This window comes from Streptomyces sp. NBC_00080 (assembly GCF_045041255.1).
Lineage (GTDB): Bacteria > Actinomycetota > Actinomycetes > Streptomycetales > Streptomycetaceae > Streptomyces > Streptomyces coriariae.
In genome coordinates this window covers 116,497-134,347 of the sequence record NZ_CP108236.1, presented here as the reverse complement: position 1 = coordinate 134,347, position 17,851 = coordinate 116,497, and the positions used below count along the sequence as shown (strand labels likewise).

Genomic DNA, 17,851 nt, shown 5'->3' with positions numbered 1-17,851 from the left:
CGCCAGGGCGAAGACTCCCGCCCGGGCACAGGCGCCCGACGTGTTCGCCCGCTCTCCCTCTCCCCTCTCAGAGAGGGACACGCAGGCGCCCTTTCGCACGTCTACCCCCTCGCAGGCTCGACCGTATCCGGTGCGTCGGCGCACCCCGTCATGGTGCGGGTACGGCGGCGGATCCCCCAGCGTTCACTCTCCTGGCCCCGCGTTGCCGCGCGCCCGTCGTCCTCACCGGAGGCCGTCACCAGCGGACGTGCTCGCATCGCCCCACTTGACATGCTTTGCATAATGCAAAGGTACGGAAGGGGCAGCAATGAGTGCCATCCAAACGGCCAAGAACAGGCCGGCCGCAGCGCAGAAGACGCCGATCGGTCTCCCACCCTCGCGGAGACTCACCGATCCGCGCTCCGCGCCCTGGGGGCTGCCGGTACTGGCCGTGGTGGTCGGCGCCGGGGCGGGAGCGGGATCGATCGTCTTCCGCTGGTGCATCACCACCTTCACCCACCTCTTCTCCGGACACGGCGACTACGCCGCGTCCCCGGGCTCCGGCAATCCGCACGTGCCGTGGCTGGGCCCGTACTTCGTGCTGATCGCTCCCGTGCTCGGCGGCCTGCTCTACGGGCCATTGGTGTACCGCTTCGCCAGGGAGGCCCGCGGGCACGGGGTACCCGAGGTGATGGTGGCCGTCGCCCAGCGCGGTGGGCGGATCAGCCCCAAGGTGGCCGTCGTGAAGACGCTGGCCTCCGCGCTGACCATCGGCTCCGGCGGCTCGGTGGGCCGGGAAGGGCCGATCGTGCAGATCGGCTCGGCACTCGGCTCAACGCTCGGCCGTCTGGCGAAGGTGCCCGAGGGACGGATGAAGCTCCTCGTCGCCTGCGGCGCGGCAGGCGGCATCGCCGCCACCTTCAATGCCCCCCTCGCCGGCGTCTTCTTCGCCATGGAGCTGATCCTGGGCACGTTCAGCACCGAGGCGTTCGGCGCGGCCGTACTGGCCAGCGTGACGTCGAGCGTCATCGGCCGGGCGGCCTTCGGCGACGTGGCCTTCCTCAGCCTGCCGGACTTCCACGTGGACCATCTCGCGCAGTACGGCCTGTTCGCCGCGCTGGGTGTGGTGGCCGCCCTGGTCGGCGTGGGCTTCTCGCGGTTCCTGTACCTGATCGAGGACGCCTGCGACTGGCTGTGGCGCGGCCCCGAGTGGCTGCGCCCGGCGGTCGGCGGCCTCGCGCTGGGCCTGGTGCTCCTTGCCCTGCCCGAGATGTACGGCGTGGGCTACCCGGTCCTGCAGAAGGCGACCGAGGGCGGCTACGCGGTCGCCTTCCTGCTGTTGCTGCTGGCCGGCAAGATGCTGGCGACCAGCCTGACCATCGGCATCGGCGGCTCGGGCGGCGTCTTCGCGCCCAGCCTGTTCATCGGGGCGATGCTCGGCGCGGCGTACGGCACCGGCGCGCACGACCTGCTGCCCGGCACCGCCGGTGCGGTGGGCGCGTACGCGCTGGTCGGAATGGGCGCCGTCTTCGCCGGCGCCTCCCGCGCGCCGATCACCGCCGTGGTGATCCTCTTCGAGCTCACCGGCGAGTACTCGATCATCCTGCCGCTGATGCTGGCGATCGTGCTCGCCACCGCCACCAGCCGTCTGCTGTCCCGCGACACCGTCTACACGCTCAAACTGCGCCGCCGCGGCATCGACATCGAGGGTCCCGCACGGGGCGCACGGATCGGTGCGCAGCGGGTCGACGCCGTCATGGAGCCCCTGCCCTCGCCCCTGTCGTGGTCGACACCGCTCTCCGACGCCGCCGATCTGCTGAGCCTTTCCGGCCACGGCGCGCTGCCGGTCGCGGACGAGGCGGGCGCGTACGCCGGGGTGGTCACCGCCCAGGCGGTCGCCGAGGCCCTCGCCGAGCAGTCGGACGCCGTGCCCACCCGGGTCGGCCAACTCGCCGAGCGACCCGCGCCCGTCACCGCGGACCAGTCCCTCGCGCAGGCGCTGAACACTTTGCTTGCGGCGGCAGGAACAGGGGTCCCGGTCCTCGATCACGCGCACGGCGAGCCGGTCGGCTGGCTCAGCCACCAAAGCGCCCTGCGCGCGGTGCACCCGGCGGGCGCATAGAACACGCCCTGCCCCCACGGCCCCGGCAGAGCGAGTACCGGACACGCCTGGGCCACATGCACCGGCCCCGCCCTCGCAGACGAGGACACAGCACTTCACCCTTATGTTGCACTGTGCAAAAATGGGGAGAGGCGACTTTGACGCACCCATCGCTCCCGGGAGGCCAGCATGCCCACGAACCACGTCCGGCGCGCGTACTCTTTCGTGTGCCTCGACTGCGGACACGGCTGGGAAGGCGCGTACGACATCGATGTGACCGTGGACGAGCACGCCCGGATCACCGCCGACTACCAGCTCGACGGCGAACGCGTACCGTCCCCGCTGCAGTCACCGCAGTGCCCTTCCTGCGAGGGACACAAAATACGCATCATGCGGCCGGGGCGTGTGGCTTCGGCCCATCTGTACGAGACGTGACCGGAGGCGGCGGGCTCTCGTGAAACCCCGGCCCGACGGGGCACGCCATTCAGAGCAGTCGCCCTCCGCGTGTGCTGACGGCCGGACAGGGACCCGAAGACACGTTACTGAGGAGCCCCCGCGTCCGTGACCTGGCCATTGATCGGTCTCGTCATCTTCTCCGAGGTTCGACAGGGCAGGCGGCCCGGCCGTGCGCCTCCGCTTCGGCCGGGCCGCGGGGTATCTATCCCACCGGCAGGAAGTCCCGGGCGGCGATGAACTCGGGTCGGCGTACCGGGGCGGCGAAGGGCTCCACCGGCTGGTTCTCCACGCTGTTGAACACGATGAAGACGTTGCTGCGCGGGTAGGGCGTGATGTTGTCCCCGGAACCGTGCATGCAGTTGCAGTCGAACCAGGTCGCCGAGCCCGCCGATCCGGTGAAGAGCTTGATGCCGTGCTCCAGGGCCATCTCGGTCAGCGCCGGCGCCGAGGGGGTGCCGGCCTCCTGCATCCGCAGAGATCTCTTGTAGTTGTCCTTGGGCGTTGCTCCCGCGCAGCCGAGGAAGGTCCGGTGTGAGCCCGGCATGATCATCAGGCTGCCGTTGGTGTCACGGTTCTCGGTGAGGGCGATCGACACCGAGACGGTGCGCATCCGGGGCAGGCCGTCCTCGGCGTGCCAGGTCTCGAAGTCGGAGTGCCAGTAGAACCCGCCGGCCCCGAAGCCCGGTTTGACGTTGACGCGGCTCTGGTGGACGTAGACGTCGGAACCGAGGATCCGTCGAGCGGTGTCCACAACTCTCGGGTCCCGGACGAGTCGGGCGAAGACCTCACTGATGCGATGGACTTCGAAGATCGAGCGGATCTCCTGGGAGGAGGTTTCGATGACGGCACGCTCGTCGTTGCGTACCGCCGGATCGGCGATCAACCGCTTCAGTTCGGCCCGGTAGGTCAGGACTTCCGTCCGGGTGAGCAGTTCGTCCACGGTGAGGAAGCCGTCACGTTCGAAGTCGCTCAGTTCCGCGGACGGTTCGCCCCAGAGCACGGGGTCTCGGCGGGGCGTCGTCACTTCGGCCGCACCGCGTGTCGGATACAGGTCGGTCATCTCAGGCTCCTTCCGTGAGCAGGGGGTAGGCGCCGTTCTCGTCGTGCACTTCGCGGCCGGTGACCGGCGGATTGAAGACGCAGACGAAGCGCAGATCGGTGCGGGGACGCATGGTGTGCCGCTCGTGCCCGTCGAGAAGGTAGAGCGTGCCGGGGGAGATCCGGTGTGTCTCACCGGTTTCGTCGTCGGTGAGATCGCCCTCGCCCTCGACGCACAGGACGGCCTCGATGTGGTTCGCGTACCACATGGAAGTCGTGGTGCCCGCGTACATGACGGTCTCGTGGACCGAGAAACCCACGCCGTCCCCGGCGAGGACGAGACGCCTGCTGCGCCAGGCTCCGGTTTCGGCGGTCACGTCACGGTCCGTGCCCTCGACGTCGGTCAGTGATCGAATGATCATGCGTTCGTCTCCCCCTGCGCGGTCTGGCGTACGGCCCGGGCGAGAGTGCGCAGGCCCTCGTCGAGCTCGTCCGCGGTGATGGTCAGTGCCGGCAGCAGTTTGAGGACCTCGTCCTGGGGACCCGAGGTCTCGATGAGCAGGCCCAGTTCGAAGGCCCGGGCGCTGGCCCGCGACGCCCATCCCTTGTCGTCGAACTCCAGGCCCCACACCAGCCCGCGCCCGCGGTGGCGGGCGCCGGTGCCGGCGTGCTCGGCGACGATCTCGCGCAGGACGGCCTCGGTCTGCTCGCCACGGGCGACGGTCTGCTTCGTCATGCTGTCGCTGTCCGCCCAGTACGTGTCCAGGGCTGCCGTCGCCGTGACGAAGGCGGGGTTGTGGCCACGGAAGGTGCCGTTGTGCTCCCCGGGCTCCCAGACGTCGAGTTCGGGTTTGAAGAGGGTCAGGGCCATGGGGAGGCCGTAGCCGCCGATGGACTTGGAGAGGGTGATGATGTCGGGGACGATGCCGGCCTCCTCGAAGGAGAAGAACGAGCCCGTCCGCCCACAGCCCATCTGGACGTCGTCGACGATCAGCAGCATGTCGCGCCGCTCGCACAGATCGGCCAGACCGCGAAGCCACTCCGGGCGGGCCACGTTGACCCCGCCCTCGCCCTGAACCGTCTCGACGATCACAGCGGCGGGCTGGTTGAGTCCGGAACCCTGGTCTTCCAGCAGACGTTCGAACCAGAGGAAGTCGGCGACGCGTCCGTCGAAGTAGTTGTCGAACGGCATGGGGGTGCCGTGCACCAGCGGAATCCCCGCGCCGGCCCGCTTCATGGAGTTGCCCGTCACGGCCAGCGAGCCCAGGGACATGCCGTGGAAGGCGTTGGTGAACGAGACGATCGCCTCCCGGCCCTTGACCTTGCGGGCCAGCTTCAGCGCCGCTTCCACGGCGTTGGTGCCGGTGGGGCCGGGGAACATCACCTTGTGCGCCAGCCCGCGCGGGCGCAGCACGAGATCCTGGAAGCGCTCCAGGAAGGCCCGCTTCGCGGTCGTGCTCATGTCCAGGCTGTGCGTGACGCCGTCGCGTTCCAGGTAGTCCAGCAGGGCGCGCTTGAGTACCGGGTTGTTGTGCCCGTAGTTGAGCGCTCCGGCACCCGAGAAGAAGTCGAGATAGGTCCGCCCGTCCTCGTCATGGATGCGGCTGCCCCGGGCACGGTCGAACACGACAGGCCAGCTGCGGCAGTAGCTGCGGACCTCGGACTCCAGGGTCTCGAAGATGGAGGGGGAAGGCTGAGTGACAGTCACTGAGGTAGGTCCTTCGGTGCGGTTCATGCCAGCGGGCCGATGCGGTAGAGGAACTCGGGCTCGTGTCCGTGCGCCGTGGGGAACAGGTCCTCGCCGAAGAGGACTTCGCGCTCGATGCGCGCCCCGCGCCGTTGGGCGAACGAGGCGAACAGCCGGTGCGAGGGTTCATTGCCGGGTGTGATCGTCGTCTCGACCCGGCGCGCCCCCACGTCCACGCCGCGCACCGCGATGTCGTCGAGCATCCGGCCGGCCAGCCCGCGACCCCGATGCGCGCCGTCCACGGCCACCTGCCAGATGACCAATGTCTGCGGGTGGTCGGGCCGCATGTATCCGGTGATGAACCCGATGGGGTGGCCGAGGACGTCACGCGCCACGACGGAGGTGCGGGAGAAGTCACGGCACCACAAAAGATAGCTGTAGGCCGAATTGAGATCGAGGACGCCGGTCTCGCGGGCGATGCGCCACATAGCTGCGCCGTCCGCAATATCGGGAAGGTCGAGAGTCGGTACCGGGCAGGGCGAATCCGTCTCCTTGCTGGATTTCATGGGTGACAAACCTAGATGGAGAAGTTGAATTACGCAGCGCACGAACTTCTCACAAGAGACCTGTTCGCGACGACTCTGATTCGGGGTTAAACGGATGAAACCATGACAGAAGAGAAGGGTATTTCGGGCATTACGACACCGCGTTACGCTGCGATAACGATACGGAAATCCCCTGGTTTGACAGTCTCGTTATGGGGGAGGGGGAGGTTCGGGATCAGAATTTCAGGACCGATGGAAATGCGCGCATGCTTTCACGGCTCCGGCGTCAGGCTTCGCGGGAGCCGTGCAGGGCGACTGTCGGGACCTTCATCGATTTCTTACGGAACCGCCCGGAATTACCTCGCTTGCTATCCTGTTCCGAATTCCTGAAGACTTCTTCGATGGCTCGGCTCGTTGCTGCGTGCGCCTCTGGCGTCGGGTACTCATCGCGGCGTTCCCGCGCGAACCACGTCTCGGCGGTATGTCAACGCCTCGCCGAGGGCGCCACTGCCGCCCTTGTGGCCGTCGGGAGCCTCGTCGCGAAGCTGATCCGGACGTGCCGCCGGATGTGCTGCCGGTGTGCGTCGTGAGGCGGACCCCTCCTGGACGACTGTTCGCACGGGAGGCCCCCTCGGCGACTCGAACCGGCCTCTGGAGCCTTGCTGTCTTGAGCCTATGCAATCTTTGCTCTGTATAACCATTGCCTCCCCTTTACTGTTATTGAACCGAAGCCGAAGCCCGGGCATGCTTGGTCGTCGTCGGTGGGCGGGGTCCCGCCGGGCGGCGTCGTCGCGGAACCGGTGACGAATGCCCGGGGGCGTGCTCTGTCGGGGCGGCGCTCCGGTATGCGGGGGGCGTTGCGCACGGAGGGAAGAGCTCGACCGATGGGGCCCTGCTGTGCTCCGTCATGGTCGGGAGCTCTACTGGGGCACCACCCTGGTCCTCTGCTCGGACGGCCTGATCGAGCGCCGTGACGAGGACATCGACACCGGCTTGGCCCGCCTCGCCGACTCTCTGGTCCACCACGGGCAGGCCGGTCACGAAGCCCTGGCCGATGCCCTCCTGACCGGCCGATCCGCTTGCCACCCGCTGTCAGGAAGGCGCGGACATTTCCCGCTCGGCAGCGGTGCTGGGGGATGACTGGCGGCGGTGTTCGGGGCGCCAGGTGGCGACCAGGGCGGCGGCCAGCAGCAGTTCGGCGATGTCGCCGCCGTAGTACATGATCTCCGCGCCTGTCCGGACCTGATGGATCGGTGCGTGGACGTCGACCCAGAAGCCGCCGTACATCAGCTGGGAGATCACCGCGTGCGCCGCGATCGCGACGCCGAGGCACACCAGCCGGGCTCGCACTCCAGGGCGGGAGGGGGCGGGGTCGGGGCCGGCGACGACGTAGGCGAACAGGCATCCGGACAGCAGGAAGTGTGCGTGCAGCAGCCAGTGTGCTGCCGGGGCGCCCGTGGTCGCGTTGTAGAGGGGGGTGAAGTAGAGGACCGCGAGGCTGCCCGTGGACAGTGCCAGCGCGACCGCGGGGTGGGCGATCACGCGGGCGGGCGGGCTGTGCAGCACGGCGGTCAGCTGCCGTCCCCGGACCGTGGGCAGGGTGCGCAGCAGGAGGGTGACGGGTGCCGCGAGGACGAGCGCGAGCGGCGCGTACATGCCGATGAGCAGGTGCTGGACCATATGGCCGCGGAAGTCCTCGTGCGCGAAGCCGGTCACGGGCGGCAGCAGCGCGACGCCGAGCAGGATGGTTCCGGTCAGGAAGCCGGTGGTCCGCCACCGGCTCCAGCCCAGGGCCGGGTTGCCGTGGCGTGCCCGGCGGGCGAGCAGCAGGTAGGCGCCGGCAGCGGCCAGTAGGACGAGCGCGGGCAGCAGCGTCTCCGGGAGGCTGCTGCCCGCTTCGTGCCCGTGTGCGGGCATGTCGTGGTCCATCAGGCTTGCCCGTTCTCGCTCCGCCCGGCCGGGGCGCCGGGGTCGAAGGGCAGGCCGCTGCGCTGGAGCAGATAGCCGCCGGCGACCAGCAGGGCCCCCAGGACGAGGAAGCCGATGTCCCACCAGACCTGGCCTTCTCCGGCGTGGACGTGGTGGATACCCAGGACGTGATGGTCCAGCACGCCTTCGACCAGGTTGAACAGGCCCCAGCCGACGAGCATCCAGCCCCACAGCACCCGGGAGGCCCACACCCGCCGCCGGTTGTGGGTGACCCGCGTGTACAGGACGGCGAGCCCGAGGAGGACCGACAGCCAGCACACGGTGTGGAAGATGCCGTCCCACAAAGTGTTCATCTCCAGGCCGGAGACGGTGTGGGGGTCGTAGTACCTCACCCCGATGTGGTCCTGGTTGGTGCTGGAGAGCATGTGGTGCCACTGCAGCAGCTGGTGCAGCAGGATGCCGTCGACGAACCCGCCCATCCCCACCCCGAGCACGATGCCCGGCAGCTGGATGCTCCTCGGCTGTGAGAGGCCGATCCGCGCGTCGTCCGTCGTCGTGGCCATCGCCTTGTCTCCGCTCCTGCTCCAGGACTCTGCTTGAAGTTGCCTCAGCCGCAGGTTGCCCTCTTCGCGGCACCTGACGCGTGCGGATCGTCCGTCCGGCTCAATCGGCGTGCAAAACCGGACAGCCGGCGCGCGGCCGAGACGCATGAACGCATACGACACTCCGACGAACCTGGGGGATACCGAGCTCAAGGCAGATGCCGCCAGGGCTCCGGCCCTGTTCCGCCGGCCGACCGAGGGGGACGACGGCCGCGTCCTGCCGCACGTGAGGGGCCGGCGTCCGTCCCCGGACCCTGACCGGACGAGTTCCCCAGACGCCGTCCCTAGCCGTGCCCTGATCGCACTCGCGGTGTACTCCGCCTCCGACACGGTCGCGGACGTAGGGCGTGGCCTTCGCCGGGCACTGCACTTCTTCGCTGTTCGGCATGGACGGGCCTCGCGAACCGTCCGTAGGCTGGTGATCGCCTACGAAGGGGGCGGCGTGAACGGCAATCCGCTGTATCACTGGATAGGGCTGGCAGTGTCCACGGCGTTCATGCTGCCGTTGCCGGTGGCGATTCTGGCGGGGTGGACACCGCCGTGGATGCGTAAGCGTCAGGCAGGGATACGGCTTCGCGCCTACGGCATTCTGTGCATCTACGCCCTCATGCTCGTCAACGGCATCCCCCGGATCGCCGAGGCCTCATTCGAGACGGTCATGGTCTGGACGAACGTCGGCTTCGGCTTCACCGCCGCCGCTGCGGTCCTGCTCCTGCTCTCGGCACGCAAGGATTCAGGCGCCCGGACGGCACTGTCACGTTCGCTGGCCGGGGTGGGAAGATCTTCGGATTGATCACGCTGGAGGAGGCTGTCCGTGGGGAACGTGTCACCGTTGTACAAGGGGCACCGGTACCCGGTCGAGGTCATCTCCCAGGCGGTGTGGCTGTACCACCGCTTCCCGCTCAGCTTCCGCGAGGTCGAGGAACTCATGCTCGAACGCGGCGTGATCGTCTCCTACGAGACCATCCGCGCCTGGTGCGCCAAGTTCGGGCAGACCTACGCCAACGCGCTGCGGCGCAGACAGCCCGGACCCGGCGACAAGTGGCACCTGGACGAGGTCTTTCTCAAGATCAACGGACAGGTCCGCTACCTGTGGCGGGCCGTAGACCAGGACGGGAACGTACTGGACATCCTCGTTCAGAACCGCCGCAACAAGGCCGCGGCCAGGCGCTTCTTCCGCCGGCTCCTGAAGAAGACAGGGCGGTGCCGCGGGTGATCGTCACCGACAAGCTCCGCTCCTACGGGGCGGCCCACCGCGAAATCATGCCCTCCGTCGAGCACCGTTCCCACAAGGGCCTGAACAACCGGGCAGAGAACAGCCATCAGCCCACCAGGCAGCGCGAACGGGCGATGAAGGGTTTCCGCAGCACCGGTGGAGCCCAGCGGTTCCTGTCCGCGTTCAGCGGCATCTCACCCCACTTCCGGCCACGCCGGCACCGGATGACCGCCCCCGGCCACCGCACCGAGATGATCAACCGCTTTGGGATCTGGGACCAGATCACCGGCACCGCCGGCCAGCCCACCGCAGCTTGAGCCAAGGCTGACGCCTCGACCAGCCATATCCTGGCAGCCCCTCAGGCACACACACGCCCAACAACGTGACAGCGCCGCACCCGAAGCTAATCCGGCAAGGTCAGTAATCAGCGCGCCGCGGGCGGGCCCACGCGAACGTTCGACACCAAGGAGTCCCGTCCGGCCATCAGCTCTGGCACGTACTTGTAGACCGTGGTGCGGGAGACACCTAGCAGCTTCGCGATGGACGTGATGGTGTTCTCCGGATGGGTCGCGGTGATCTTCCACAACGCCCTGGACATCGCCAAGATCGTCCGTCAGCTGCCGGAGGAGGGCTGGGCGATCGAGCCGGAGGACCTGGCGCACATCTCGCCGTACTGACTGAGCACATCAACCGGTTCGGCGAGTGCGGCACCCACGAGCTCAGGCGTACGACCCGAACGCTGAGGGCGGTCATCGCCGCAGAGATGGAGGCGGCACCGTCTGCGTCGAACACCCACAGGACGTCGTGGCTCGCAAAGATTTGCGATGCTGCTGGGGTGGTGTTGTCCTGGAAAGGGAGCTTAATTGCATTCCTGCGATCCTCAACTAAAGGGTTGCGTACGACGTACCGGCGGCCCCGATGGGGCCGCGCCCAGGGCGCTCGGCGTGAGCCGCAAATTTCGGTCTCTTGTGCGCCAACCGACAAGATCGGGGTAACTGGCATCTGGCGTGAGGGAACAGTCTGGCGCCAGCCGCTGAAGTTCGCTCTACGCATGGAAGAGGAATCACGATGACACCACACCACCCAGATATTCGCCCTCGGCCCGACGACCTCATTGTCAGCTGGTCTACTCAGCAAAGAGATCTACGTCACTTCGTCACAGAAGCACGTACACATCCGGAGAACTACCCGCCCATCGACTATTCCGAACCCGCGCAGCCCGAGCCCTCAACCTGGCCGCCCACTTTCCCGATCATGCCGCCCGGGGTCCCAGACTTCCAGCTTTCCGCGAGGTTGACCGATACAGCGAGCGCCCACGCCATATTCTTGAAAAGCCAGGACAAGGACTGGGCGAATGCTGATCAAAACATGCATCGCGGTCCTGACGGGAATCTGGTCTGGGACGTTGGGCAGCCGATGTGGGAGGCGGGGTACCACGCCTGGCGGTCGGAAAACGTAGCCTATGGATACGCCGACGCAGAGGAAGTAGTTCGCTTCTGGATGCAACATGATGCACCGTCGAAATGGGGTCATCGAAATAGCATCCTGTACGATGACTGGTATGCATCAGACGACATTCGCGAGGCTGGCTTTGGATATGTGGAAGGTGGCCCATGGGCCCACTACTGGGTGCTAGACATGGGCAGGAAGGAAGGACCATTCTAATGTCCTCCGGTTTCAGGTGCGGATTGTTTTAGGACGAGGGTTCACGGTTCGGACGGGCGTCCGGGGTGATGCAGTCCATGGGGCGTTCCTCGGACCAGGGGCGGAAATCCCCTCGAACGAGCAACGGTCAGTGCCGGCTGCCCACTCGGCCACCGCAGCGACCCCGGCCTGCACGCCGTCCAGGAACGCCCAGGCGTCGGCGAAGTGCATCGGACCGCCGCCGACTAGGCGCCGCGTGCCGCTGACGGTCAGGTTGAAGCGCACTGTGCCGTACACGAGCCGGAGCTTTCCGCGAGGTTGACCCGATACAGCGAGCGCCCACGCCATATTCTGCGAGGACGCACCGCGGCCATCCGCCACCTCGTCCTCCAGGACCTGGCATCCCAGGCAGACGAACGCGCACGGGTCAGGATCTGCGACGGGAGGCGGGGGAGTGCTCATCGTGCTGGTGTCCTTGCGGCGGGGGACGGTGGGGGGAGGCCGGGGTGGTGCCGCGGGGTAAGCCGGGGATGTCGGGGCGGCAGTGGGTGCAGGGCCGCATGCCGTCGGCGAGGAGGCGGCGTGCTTCGTCGCGGACGACCGGGCGGCGCCTCTTGCCCGTCATGTGGCAGTCTCCGGCGTGGACCTGGATCGGCGGGCGTCCGGCGCCGATGCCCAGCTCCACTGTCCAGTCCGGGGGTTCGGACCGGCGGCGCCGCCCGTGCTCGGTTTCTGTCTGCCGCTGCTGCATGGCGGCGATCTTCGCGTCGGTGCGGGTCAGCCACACCTGCCGTCTCCATCAGGAAGACCTGGACGCCTCGGTTCAGGTCGCCGTTCGGGGAGCCTGCTCGTTCACGCGGCCCTCCCACGCCCCTACACAGTGGGCGAGGTCCTCTGAGAGGTAGACGTGAAACCGGCGTGGCGGGTCGATGACCGTGGCCATGTACACCCGTGTGTCTCCTGCATCGTGGAGTCCGTCGACGGCCTGAGCCAGGCTCTCCAGCAGACCTGGATCAGATTCTCCCGTCTCCACCAACATGTCCAGCCGGTCGCACCAGATCGCCCACAACGAGCGGGCCGAGGCCGTATTCGAAGGGACCTCCCACCGCGCGCCCGACAGCAGAGCAGCCAAGGCCGCGGGCCCACTGATGGAGCCATTCCTGGCCAGAGCGGACCTCAACACCTCGAACGTCAAATTGCCCTCTCTGGTTTGGCCTTGGTGCTCAGGATCCGTCGCCCCAACCGAAAGTGACGTTGTACGCGCGCTGGAGTGCGTGTCGGCCGTGGTCCCTGTCGGTGTAGGCCCATGCGAGGGCTGCGGAGAACCAGAGCAGAAGGACTCCGCTGACGATGCCCAGAGCGACCGGCTTCCCGTTCCAGCTGAGGAGGACCAGGGCGATGGTCACGATGGCCGCGCCGAGGTGGGCTCCCCGCGAGTCGAGCGTCACAGCCTTGCGTGCTTCTCTGCGTTCGGCCCGTTCTGCGGCGAAGCGCTCCTCTCGAACAGGCTGCGGCTCGTTCTCGTCGAAGTTCATCTCATCCCCCTGGCGCTGACGCTACATGGACCCGGTCCACGTCGGCAGAGGAGCATCACGGGGATATGGATCAGGTACTCAGGGCTGGGAGACGATGTCGCGCACGTTGTGCAGCCGCCGCAGCACTTCACCGGGTTCGTACAGAGCGGTGAGGCGGGCGGCGGTGGAGACGGTCAGGGCCATGATCCGCTCTTCCTGGCACAGCCGGGAGAGCTGGTCGCTGCTGTCCCCGGCGGGTGCGTAGACAGCCGCGGCGACCGTCCGGGCATGGGCACCGTCTCCAGCCAGGCGAGCCCCGCGGGCGGCATGACCGCACGGCGGTGCAGCGCGAAGTCGGAGTCGAGCAGCACCGCGTCCGTCAGCAGAGCGGATGTCTGCTGCTCCATGTAGTCCGCGGAGGCCCGTGCCACCGCATCTGCAGTGGCTGCAAGTGGTCGCAGAGGAGTCATAGCTACTGCTGGCGGCGATCCACCACGGGCCGCTGGCCGGTGCCGAACAGACCGCCCGGCTGGTCGGCGAACGGCTCGACGGCGTCCGCGTGCAGCTCTCCGCCGCCGTCGGTGACTACATCCCGTACCTGCCAGTACGTGAGGAGTTCCCGCCCGAGACAGCTGACGCCATGCTCGGGTTCCTGGACCAGTTCCCAGCCCAGGAGCGCGAGGACGGACCCCGGCTTGCGGGGGAAGCAGTCGCGGAGTTCACCGGACCTGTCCGCGGCGACGAGCCGCGCCACGAACTCGTCGTCACCCACAACTTCCCGTCGGTTGGCTCGTCCGAGCCGCCCTCGACGCGCCGAAGTGGCGCTGGATGGGTATCAACCACGCCAACGCGGCACTGACCGTCATCCGCTACGCACCAGGCCGCCCACCGGCAGTTCTCCTCTTCAACGACACCGGCCACCTCCCCGCCGAACTCTGCTGGACCGGCTTCCCCCAGGAGCTCCACGTCTGAGACCCGTAGGTGCGGTCGGTGTACCCCCTGGTGGTGAAGCGCTTGGAGGCCCTGAGTAGCGGAGAGGGAGGGACGCGACTGTCATGCGGACGGCGAGGAAGTGGGGATCAGTTGTCGCGCTCCGGGGGGCGGATCAGGTGCACGTAGGAGACGCCGCCCTGATTCACGCAGTCCTGGGCCAGGTCGTGAACGTGCCAGAAGTAGTCGAGATCAGGTTCTACGGCGTTCACGGTCGTCGCGACGGGCGTGAATCTGTGCAGTGGCGTCGAGGTGTCGGCGTAGGTGAAGCCCATCTGGTCTTTTGTCAGGATGGTGAGGGGCTCGCTGCCGGCCCATTCGATCCCGACGCGCAGGTCGTACTCGTCGTTGCCGGTTGCCTCCGCCGTGGCCCGGAGCAGTGCCATCAGGTCGGCTACCGCGCATTCGATGGCGTAGGACTCGATCTCGTGCCCACCGAAGCGTCCCTGTTCCGCCTCCCGTGCTGGATGACCACCGACTGCCGCGGCGAGAGAGACCGAGCCGTCGTGGTGGATCGCAAGCCACGCTTCCTTCCACCGTGAGCCCTCACTCGTCGCGGTGTTCACGCAGACCCAGCGGCGCAGCCCCGGACGTGGATTAAGTGAGCGTTTGATTTTCTGATGTCTGTTTCGTTTCGCTTAGCTGTCGCGCCAGTTGTGGGTGGCTTCGTGGGTGAGGCGGCGGGTCATGAGGTTGATGGCGGCGAGTTGGATCATGGCTGCTGATCGGTGTGGGTGGGTTTCGTAGTCGCGGGCCAGGCGGCGGTGGTGCATGAGCCAGCCGAGGGTGCGTTCGATGACCCAGCGGCGGGGTTGGACGTGGAAGCCGCGGGTGGTGGGGTCGCGTTGGACGATTTCGAGGTCGATGCCGAGGTGGGCGGCGTGTTCGACGGCTTTGGTCTTGTAGCCGTTGTCGGCCCAGGCTTTGGTGATGGTGGGGTGGCGTTCGCGGATTTTGGTCAGGAGCTGGGTGCCGGCGGCGGAGTCGTGGACGCTGGCGGCGGTGACGGCGACGGCCAGCAGGAGGCCGAGTGTGTCGGTGACGATGTGCCGCTTGCGTCCGATGATTTTCTTGGCGGGGTCGATGCCTTGGCTGGTCAGGGGGACGGTGGCGGAGGTTTTGACGCTCTGGCTGTCGATCAGGCAGGCGCTGGGCTCGCTGGTGCGGCCTTCGGCCTGGCGGACTTTGCCGCGTAACAGCCCGGTGAGCTGGTCGAAGATGCCGTCGGTCTCCCAGTGGGCGAAGTAGCCGTAGACGGTCTGGTGGGGCGGGAAGTCATGGGGCAGGTAGCGCCAGGGGATGCCGGTGCGGTCGACGTAGAGGATGGCGTTCATCAGGGCGCGCAGGTCGTGGGTGGGTTTGCGGATGCCGTTGCGGGCCTGGCGCCAGGCTTCGAGGGTGGGGCGGATGAGTTCCCAGCGGGCGTCGGACAGGTCGCTGGGGTAGGGCCGTGAGGGCTGCATGATGTCTGGGTATGCGGTCGCGGCCGGGCTGAGCAGGGCGTGTGCGGGGGCGTTGGGTGCACCGGGGCGTGCGTCCTCCATCTCGGGTGAACCGGTAGGTTTCTAAATGAGACAGGAGCTTTGGTAAGGAACCCGGCGCATAACTGGTCTGCTGATTGCCGCAGAAGCCGTATTTCCGGCGGATCGCTTGGTTCGGCGCTTGCGCATGGTCGCTGAAAATCTCTATGAACCGCCCAAAAGGCGTATCAAACGCTCACTAAGACGTCGTTTCACTTGGTGAGTCGGCGGTGGTTGATGAGGCTGGTGGCGATGGCGGTGAAGGCGAGGAAGTGTTCGGGCTTGCGTTCGTAGCGCCGGTGGAGGCGGCGGCATCCGCCGAGCCAGGACATGGTCCGTTCAACCACCCAGCGGTGTTGGCCCAGGCGTTGTGAGTTCTCAACGCCTCGCCGGGCTATGCGAGGAATGATGTTCCGCTCGCGGAGCCATCGACGCAGGTAGGGATAGTCGTAGCCCTTGTCGCCATGGAGCTTTGCCGGGCGGCGACGGCGTGGACCGCGAGGGCTGCGGACCGGCGGGATCCCCATCACCAGCGGTTGCAGGGCCAGGCTGTCGTGAGTGTTGGCGGCCGAGATGGCGACAGATACAGGCAGGCCGGCTCGATCGACGACGAGATGGATTTTCGATCCCAACTTGCCGCGGTCGGTCGGATTCGGTCCGGTCAGCTGCCCCCTTTGAGGGCGCGGACACTCACGGAGTCAACGGCAAATCGTGACCAGTCCAGCCCGCCCTGAGCACCGAGTTCGTCGAGGATGACGCGATGCAGTCGAGCCCAGACACGCTGCTGAGTCCACCGCGCGAAACGTCGGTAGACGGTGGGCCAGGCCGGCCCGAATACCGGCGGCAACTGCCGCCAGGAACAACCCGACGTGGCCACGAACACGATCGCGGTCAGACATTCACGGTCCCCGGCCCGCCGACGGCCCCTGCCCTGCGGACGCACCACCACCGTCTCCGGCACCACCCGCCGAAACAACTCCCACAACTCATCCGAGACCAGATGCTCAGCAAGACTCGTCATACCAACACAACGACTCTCCTCGCCAAAGGAAACGTCGTCTAAGCAGGTCTACGTTTTCCAGAGGGTGGATCCCTTGCCTGCTCGCGTACGTCAGCGCAAGCTCTTGAGTCAGGTGTAGCACCGCCCGCGCGTCGTCGCGTGTCAGTCGCTCCGGCAGGTGGGGAACGCGCGGGTGAGCGACGCCAAGGAGCCAGGCTCTGTTGTGCGTGTCCCGGCCGGCGGACACGTCGGTGAAGAGTGCGTCGAGGGCCTCTGTGGCGTGGCGGCGTTCGCCTCGATCTGCCGCTCTTTCATCCAGACGGTGTCCGCGTCGTTGCGCACGGGCGCGCCGAAGTAGTCGCCTCTGTAGATCAGATGGGGTCATCGACGCTTGGGGGGATCTCCACCACGACAGCTCGGTTTCCCGTGGTGCCAAGGCGGTGGATGTTCAGTCCGAACACCGGCGGGGAGATGGCCGTGATGGCGGCGCTTCGCAACGAGCGCTCATAGACCTCGGTGAGCTCGCCGGCATCCATCCTCCCGGTGGCCGCCTTTTGAGACTCGCATACGCCGTAAATGATCACGCCGCCGCCGCTGTTGGCCATCGCCGCAACGTCTTTGGGAAAGTCCGTCTGCGGCAATCCCTTTGCGGGGGGGGGGGGGGCAGGTCGGTCTTCCAGTCCAGATCATCTGATTCCGTCACGCCTGCGGCTACCGCGGCATCGAGAAATTCCTCGGTCCATGGTCCTGGAGCGAGTCCGAGTGCACGGTGAAGCGCTGTGAAGCTCATTCACTCACCCTAAGACTTGTCCCGTAAATGATCTTTGACGTGCCGGATGACCTGCCGTTTCTCCGTCACCCAGCGAGGGTGATGTTGTGCAGGCGGGCGATTCCGAGCATGGCGTGATGAACGCCGTCGCCCTTGAGGCGGCAGTCGCGGAGGATCTTCCAGGTCTTCATGCGGGCGAAGGCGTGCTCGACGCGGGCGCGGACTTTGCGGTGGGAGGTGTTGTGTTCCTCTTTCCAGTCGGGGAGTTCGGTCTGGCCGGGTTCGCGGCGGTGCGGGATGACCAGGCCGGTGCTGCGGTAGCCGCCGTCCGCGATGACCGTGGTCTTGCCGACGGCGTCCTTCGCGCCGGACAGTACCCATGCCTTGCAGTCGTTGCGGTTTCCGGGCAACGGGCGGCCGACGGCGACGACGAGCCGGGTGTCGGCGTCGATGACGACCTGGTGGTTGGTCGAGTAGCGGTAGTTTTTCGACTGCTCGGCGACCTGGTGATCGCGGGTGGGGACCAGGGTGCCGTCCACGATCAGCACAGCGTCCTTGCGGAACCGTTTGCGCTGCTGGAGGGCGAGCGCGGGTCCGAGGTGGTCGATGATGCGGTCGGCAGCCGACTTCGACACCCCGAACAAAGGCGCCAGTTGACGCAGCGTGAGGTTGGTCCGCCAGTATGCGGCGACCAGCAGCACGCGGTCCTCCAGCGGCAGGCTCCACGGCCGGCCCTTGCGCATCGGATCCACACCCTCGCGCCGCAACGCGGTGATCAGCTTTCCGAACTGACGCGGGCTCAGCCCGGTGAACGGGGCTATCCAGGACGGCTCCGACGCCGTGATCACACCAGCCACAACA

At 67.2% G+C, this 17,851-nt stretch carries 21 protein-coding genes and 2 pseudogenes; 8 read left to right on the top strand and 15 right to left on the bottom strand.

What is annotated here, in order from left to right; translation table 11 throughout:
- Positions 1-307 precede the first annotated feature (307 nt).
- Positions 308-2,101, top strand: coding sequence for a chloride channel protein (locus OHU34_RS44310; RefSeq protein ID WP_331733388.1), 1,794 nt, complete (start codon positions 308-310; stop codon positions 2,099-2,101).
- Between the two features lie 168 nt (positions 2,102-2,269).
- Complete coding sequence (locus OHU34_RS44305) at positions 2,270-2,515, top strand: hypothetical protein (RefSeq protein ID WP_190150141.1); 246 nt, start codon at positions 2,270-2,272, stop codon at positions 2,513-2,515.
- A gap of 223 nt (positions 2,516-2,738) precedes the next feature.
- Here OHU34_RS44305 and thpD read toward each other — a convergent pair whose 3' ends face one another.
- The 4 genes from thpD to ectA are packed head-to-tail and all read right to left on the bottom strand — an operon-like array spanning position 2,739 to position 5,827.
- The gene (gene thpD / locus OHU34_RS44300; RefSeq protein WP_331733380.1) at positions 2,739-3,596 is read right to left on the bottom strand and encodes an ectoine hydroxylase; all 858 of its coding nucleotides are present in this window, start codon (positions 3,594-3,596) and stop codon (positions 2,739-2,741) included.
- Between the two features lies 1 nt (position 3,597).
- Positions 3,598-3,996, bottom strand: a complete 399-nt coding sequence (locus OHU34_RS44295; protein WP_331733377.1) for an ectoine synthase — start codon at positions 3,994-3,996, stop codon at positions 3,598-3,600.
- Positions 3,993-5,282 carry a diaminobutyrate--2-oxoglutarate transaminase gene (gene ectB, locus OHU34_RS44290; RefSeq protein ID WP_331733374.1) on the bottom strand — a complete coding sequence of 430 codons (1,290 nt, stop codon included), beginning with the start codon at positions 5,280-5,282 and terminating at the stop codon, positions 3,993-3,995. The genes OHU34_RS44295 and ectB overlap by 4 nt, the downstream gene beginning before the upstream one ends.
- A 23-nt stretch (positions 5,283-5,305) precedes the next feature.
- Positions 5,306-5,827 (bottom strand): diaminobutyrate acetyltransferase, encoded by a 522-nt coding sequence (ectA, locus tag OHU34_RS44285; protein ID WP_331733371.1) that lies wholly within the window; start codon positions 5,825-5,827, stop codon positions 5,306-5,308.
- 786 nt (positions 5,828-6,613) lie between these two features.
- On the opposite strand from ectA, the gene OHU34_RS44280 reads away from it, so the two are divergent.
- On the top strand, positions 6,614-6,946 hold the full coding sequence (locus tag OHU34_RS44280; protein ID WP_331733369.1) for a SpoIIE family protein phosphatase: 333 nt from the start codon (positions 6,614-6,616) through the stop codon (positions 6,944-6,946).
- Here the strand turns inward: OHU34_RS44280 and OHU34_RS44275 are convergent.
- Positions 6,899-7,723, bottom strand: coding sequence for a cytochrome c oxidase assembly protein (locus OHU34_RS44275; protein ID WP_331733366.1), 825 nt, complete (start codon positions 7,721-7,723; stop codon positions 6,899-6,901). The genes OHU34_RS44280 and OHU34_RS44275 overlap by 48 nt on opposite strands.
- A gap of 11 nt (positions 7,724-7,734) precedes the next feature.
- Positions 7,735-8,298, bottom strand: a complete 564-nt coding sequence (locus OHU34_RS44270; protein WP_331733363.1) for a DUF2243 domain-containing protein — start codon at positions 8,296-8,298, stop codon at positions 7,735-7,737.
- Positions 8,299-8,755: 457 nt separating this feature from the next.
- Here OHU34_RS44270 and OHU34_RS44265 point away from each other — a divergent pair, with 457 nt between their 5' ends.
- Both OHU34_RS44265 and OHU34_RS44260 read left to right on the top strand, forming a co-directional pair.
- The gene (locus tag OHU34_RS44265; RefSeq protein ID WP_405772662.1) at positions 8,756-9,130 is read left to right on the top strand and encodes a hypothetical protein; all 375 of its coding nucleotides are present in this window, start codon (positions 8,756-8,758) and stop codon (positions 9,128-9,130) included.
- A 30-nt stretch (positions 9,131-9,160) separates the two neighbouring features.
- Positions 9,161-9,870: pseudogene (locus tag OHU34_RS44260) on the top strand (IS6 family transposase).
- A gap of 107 nt (positions 9,871-9,977) precedes the next feature.
- Here OHU34_RS44260 and OHU34_RS44255 read toward each other — a convergent pair.
- Entirely contained in the window at positions 9,978-10,151 is a 174-nt protein-coding gene (locus tag OHU34_RS44255) for a helix-turn-helix domain-containing protein (protein ID WP_331733358.1), read from the bottom strand.
- Between OHU34_RS44255 and OHU34_RS44250 the strand changes: the two genes are divergently transcribed.
- Both OHU34_RS44250 and OHU34_RS44245 read left to right on the top strand, forming a co-directional pair.
- The gene (locus OHU34_RS44250; protein WP_405772834.1) at positions 10,093-10,230 is read left to right on the top strand and encodes a hypothetical protein; all 138 of its coding nucleotides are present in this window, start codon (positions 10,093-10,095) and stop codon (positions 10,228-10,230) included. The two genes, OHU34_RS44255 and OHU34_RS44250, sit on opposite strands and share 59 nt — an antisense overlap.
- Positions 10,231-10,621: 391 nt before the next feature.
- Positions 10,622-11,218 (top strand): CAP domain-containing protein, encoded by a 597-nt coding sequence (locus OHU34_RS44245; RefSeq protein WP_331733354.1) that lies wholly within the window; start codon positions 10,622-10,624, stop codon positions 11,216-11,218.
- A 406-nt stretch (positions 11,219-11,624) separates the two neighbouring features.
- Here OHU34_RS44245 and OHU34_RS44240 read toward each other — a convergent pair whose 3' ends face one another.
- The 3 genes from OHU34_RS44240 to OHU34_RS44230 all read right to left on the bottom strand — a co-directional run bounded on the left by OHU34_RS44240 (position 11,625) and on the right by OHU34_RS44230 (position 13,142).
- On the bottom strand, positions 11,625-11,984 hold the full coding sequence (locus OHU34_RS44240) for a DUF6233 domain-containing protein (RefSeq protein ID WP_331733350.1): 360 nt from the start codon (positions 11,982-11,984) through the stop codon (positions 11,625-11,627).
- A gap of 436 nt (positions 11,985-12,420) precedes the next feature.
- The gene (locus OHU34_RS44235; RefSeq protein ID WP_331733347.1) at positions 12,421-12,732 is read right to left on the bottom strand and encodes a hypothetical protein; all 312 of its coding nucleotides are present in this window, start codon (positions 12,730-12,732) and stop codon (positions 12,421-12,423) included.
- A 173-nt stretch (positions 12,733-12,905) separates the two neighbouring features.
- Positions 12,906-13,142, bottom strand: a complete 237-nt coding sequence (locus tag OHU34_RS44230; protein ID WP_405772659.1) for a hypothetical protein — start codon at positions 13,140-13,142, stop codon at positions 12,906-12,908.
- Positions 13,143-13,189: 47 nt separating this feature from the next.
- Between OHU34_RS44230 and OHU34_RS44225 the strand changes: the two are divergent.
- Positions 13,190-13,683, top strand: a pseudogene (locus OHU34_RS44225) (histidine phosphatase family protein); the annotation flags it as partial.
- A gap of 107 nt (positions 13,684-13,790) precedes the next feature.
- Here OHU34_RS44225 and OHU34_RS44220 read toward each other — a convergent pair.
- The 5 genes from OHU34_RS44220 to OHU34_RS44200 form a co-directional block, all read right to left on the bottom strand.
- Complete coding sequence (locus OHU34_RS44220) at positions 13,791-14,267, bottom strand: hypothetical protein (protein ID WP_331733342.1); 477 nt, start codon at positions 14,265-14,267, stop codon at positions 13,791-13,793.
- Positions 14,268-14,339: 72 nt separating this feature from the next.
- Positions 14,340-15,164, bottom strand: coding sequence for an IS5 family transposase (locus tag OHU34_RS44215; RefSeq protein WP_331733994.1), 825 nt, complete (start codon positions 15,162-15,164; stop codon positions 14,340-14,342).
- A gap of 269 nt (positions 15,165-15,433) precedes the next feature.
- Positions 15,434-16,242, bottom strand: a protein-coding gene (locus tag OHU34_RS44210; protein WP_405772657.1) for an IS5 family transposase whose coding sequence is annotated in 2 segments (ribosomal slippage) — positions 15,434-15,892 and positions 15,895-16,242 — 807 coding nt in all. Because the reading frame shifts where the segments join, the coding sequence is not laid out codon by codon here.
- A gap of 350 nt (positions 16,243-16,592) precedes the next feature.
- Complete coding sequence (locus OHU34_RS44205; protein WP_331733339.1) at positions 16,593-16,826, bottom strand: hypothetical protein; 234 nt, start codon at positions 16,824-16,826, stop codon at positions 16,593-16,595.
- A 250-nt stretch (positions 16,827-17,076) separates the two neighbouring features.
- A complete protein-coding gene (locus OHU34_RS44200) occupies positions 17,077-17,847 on the bottom strand; it encodes a transposase (protein WP_331733337.1) in 771 nt (256 codons plus the stop codon).
- Positions 17,848-17,851 lie beyond the last annotated feature (4 nt).

Bases quoted from the DNA above. Each gene is read 5' to 3' on its own strand.
- OHU34_RS44310 (WP_331733388.1), top strand. From the start codon at position 308: ATGAGTGCCATCCAAACGGCCAAGAACAGGCCGGCCGCAGCGCAGAAG.
- OHU34_RS44305 (WP_190150141.1), top strand. From the start codon at position 2,270: ATGCCCACGAACCACGTCCGGCGCGCGTACTCTTTCGTGTGCCTCGAC.
- thpD (WP_331733380.1), bottom strand. From the start codon at position 3,596: ATGACCGACCTGTATCCGACACGCGGTGCGGCCGAAGTGACGACGCCC.
- OHU34_RS44295 (WP_331733377.1), bottom strand. From the start codon at position 3,996: ATGATCATTCGATCACTGACCGACGTCGAGGGCACGGACCGTGACGTG.
- ectA (WP_331733371.1), bottom strand. From the start codon at position 5,827: ATGAAATCCAGCAAGGAGACGGATTCGCCCTGCCCGGTACCGACTCTC.
- OHU34_RS44280 (WP_331733369.1), top strand. From the start codon at position 6,614: ATGCCCGGGGGCGTGCTCTGTCGGGGCGGCGCTCCGGTATGCGGGGGG.
- OHU34_RS44275 (WP_331733366.1), bottom strand. From the start codon at position 7,723: ATGCCCGCACACGGGCACGAAGCGGGCAGCAGCCTCCCGGAGACGCTG.
- OHU34_RS44270 (WP_331733363.1), bottom strand. From the start codon at position 8,298: ATGGCCACGACGACGGACGACGCGCGGATCGGCCTCTCACAGCCGAGG.
- OHU34_RS44250 (WP_405772834.1), top strand. From the start codon at position 10,093: ATGGACGTGATGGTGTTCTCCGGATGGGTCGCGGTGATCTTCCACAAC.
- OHU34_RS44255 (WP_331733358.1), bottom strand. From the start codon at position 10,151: ATGTCCAGGGCGTTGTGGAAGATCACCGCGACCCATCCGGAGAACACC.
- OHU34_RS44245 (WP_331733354.1), top strand. From the start codon at position 10,622: ATGACACCACACCACCCAGATATTCGCCCTCGGCCCGACGACCTCATT.
- OHU34_RS44235 (WP_331733347.1), bottom strand. From the start codon at position 12,732: ATGAACTTCGACGAGAACGAGCCGCAGCCTGTTCGAGAGGAGCGCTTC.
- OHU34_RS44215 (WP_331733994.1), bottom strand. From the start codon at position 15,164: ATGCAGCCCTCACGGCCCTACCCCAGCGACCTGTCCGACGCCCGCTGG.
- OHU34_RS44205 (WP_331733339.1), bottom strand. From the start codon at position 16,826: ATGGCCAACAGCGGCGGCGGCGTGATCATTTACGGCGTATGCGAGTCT.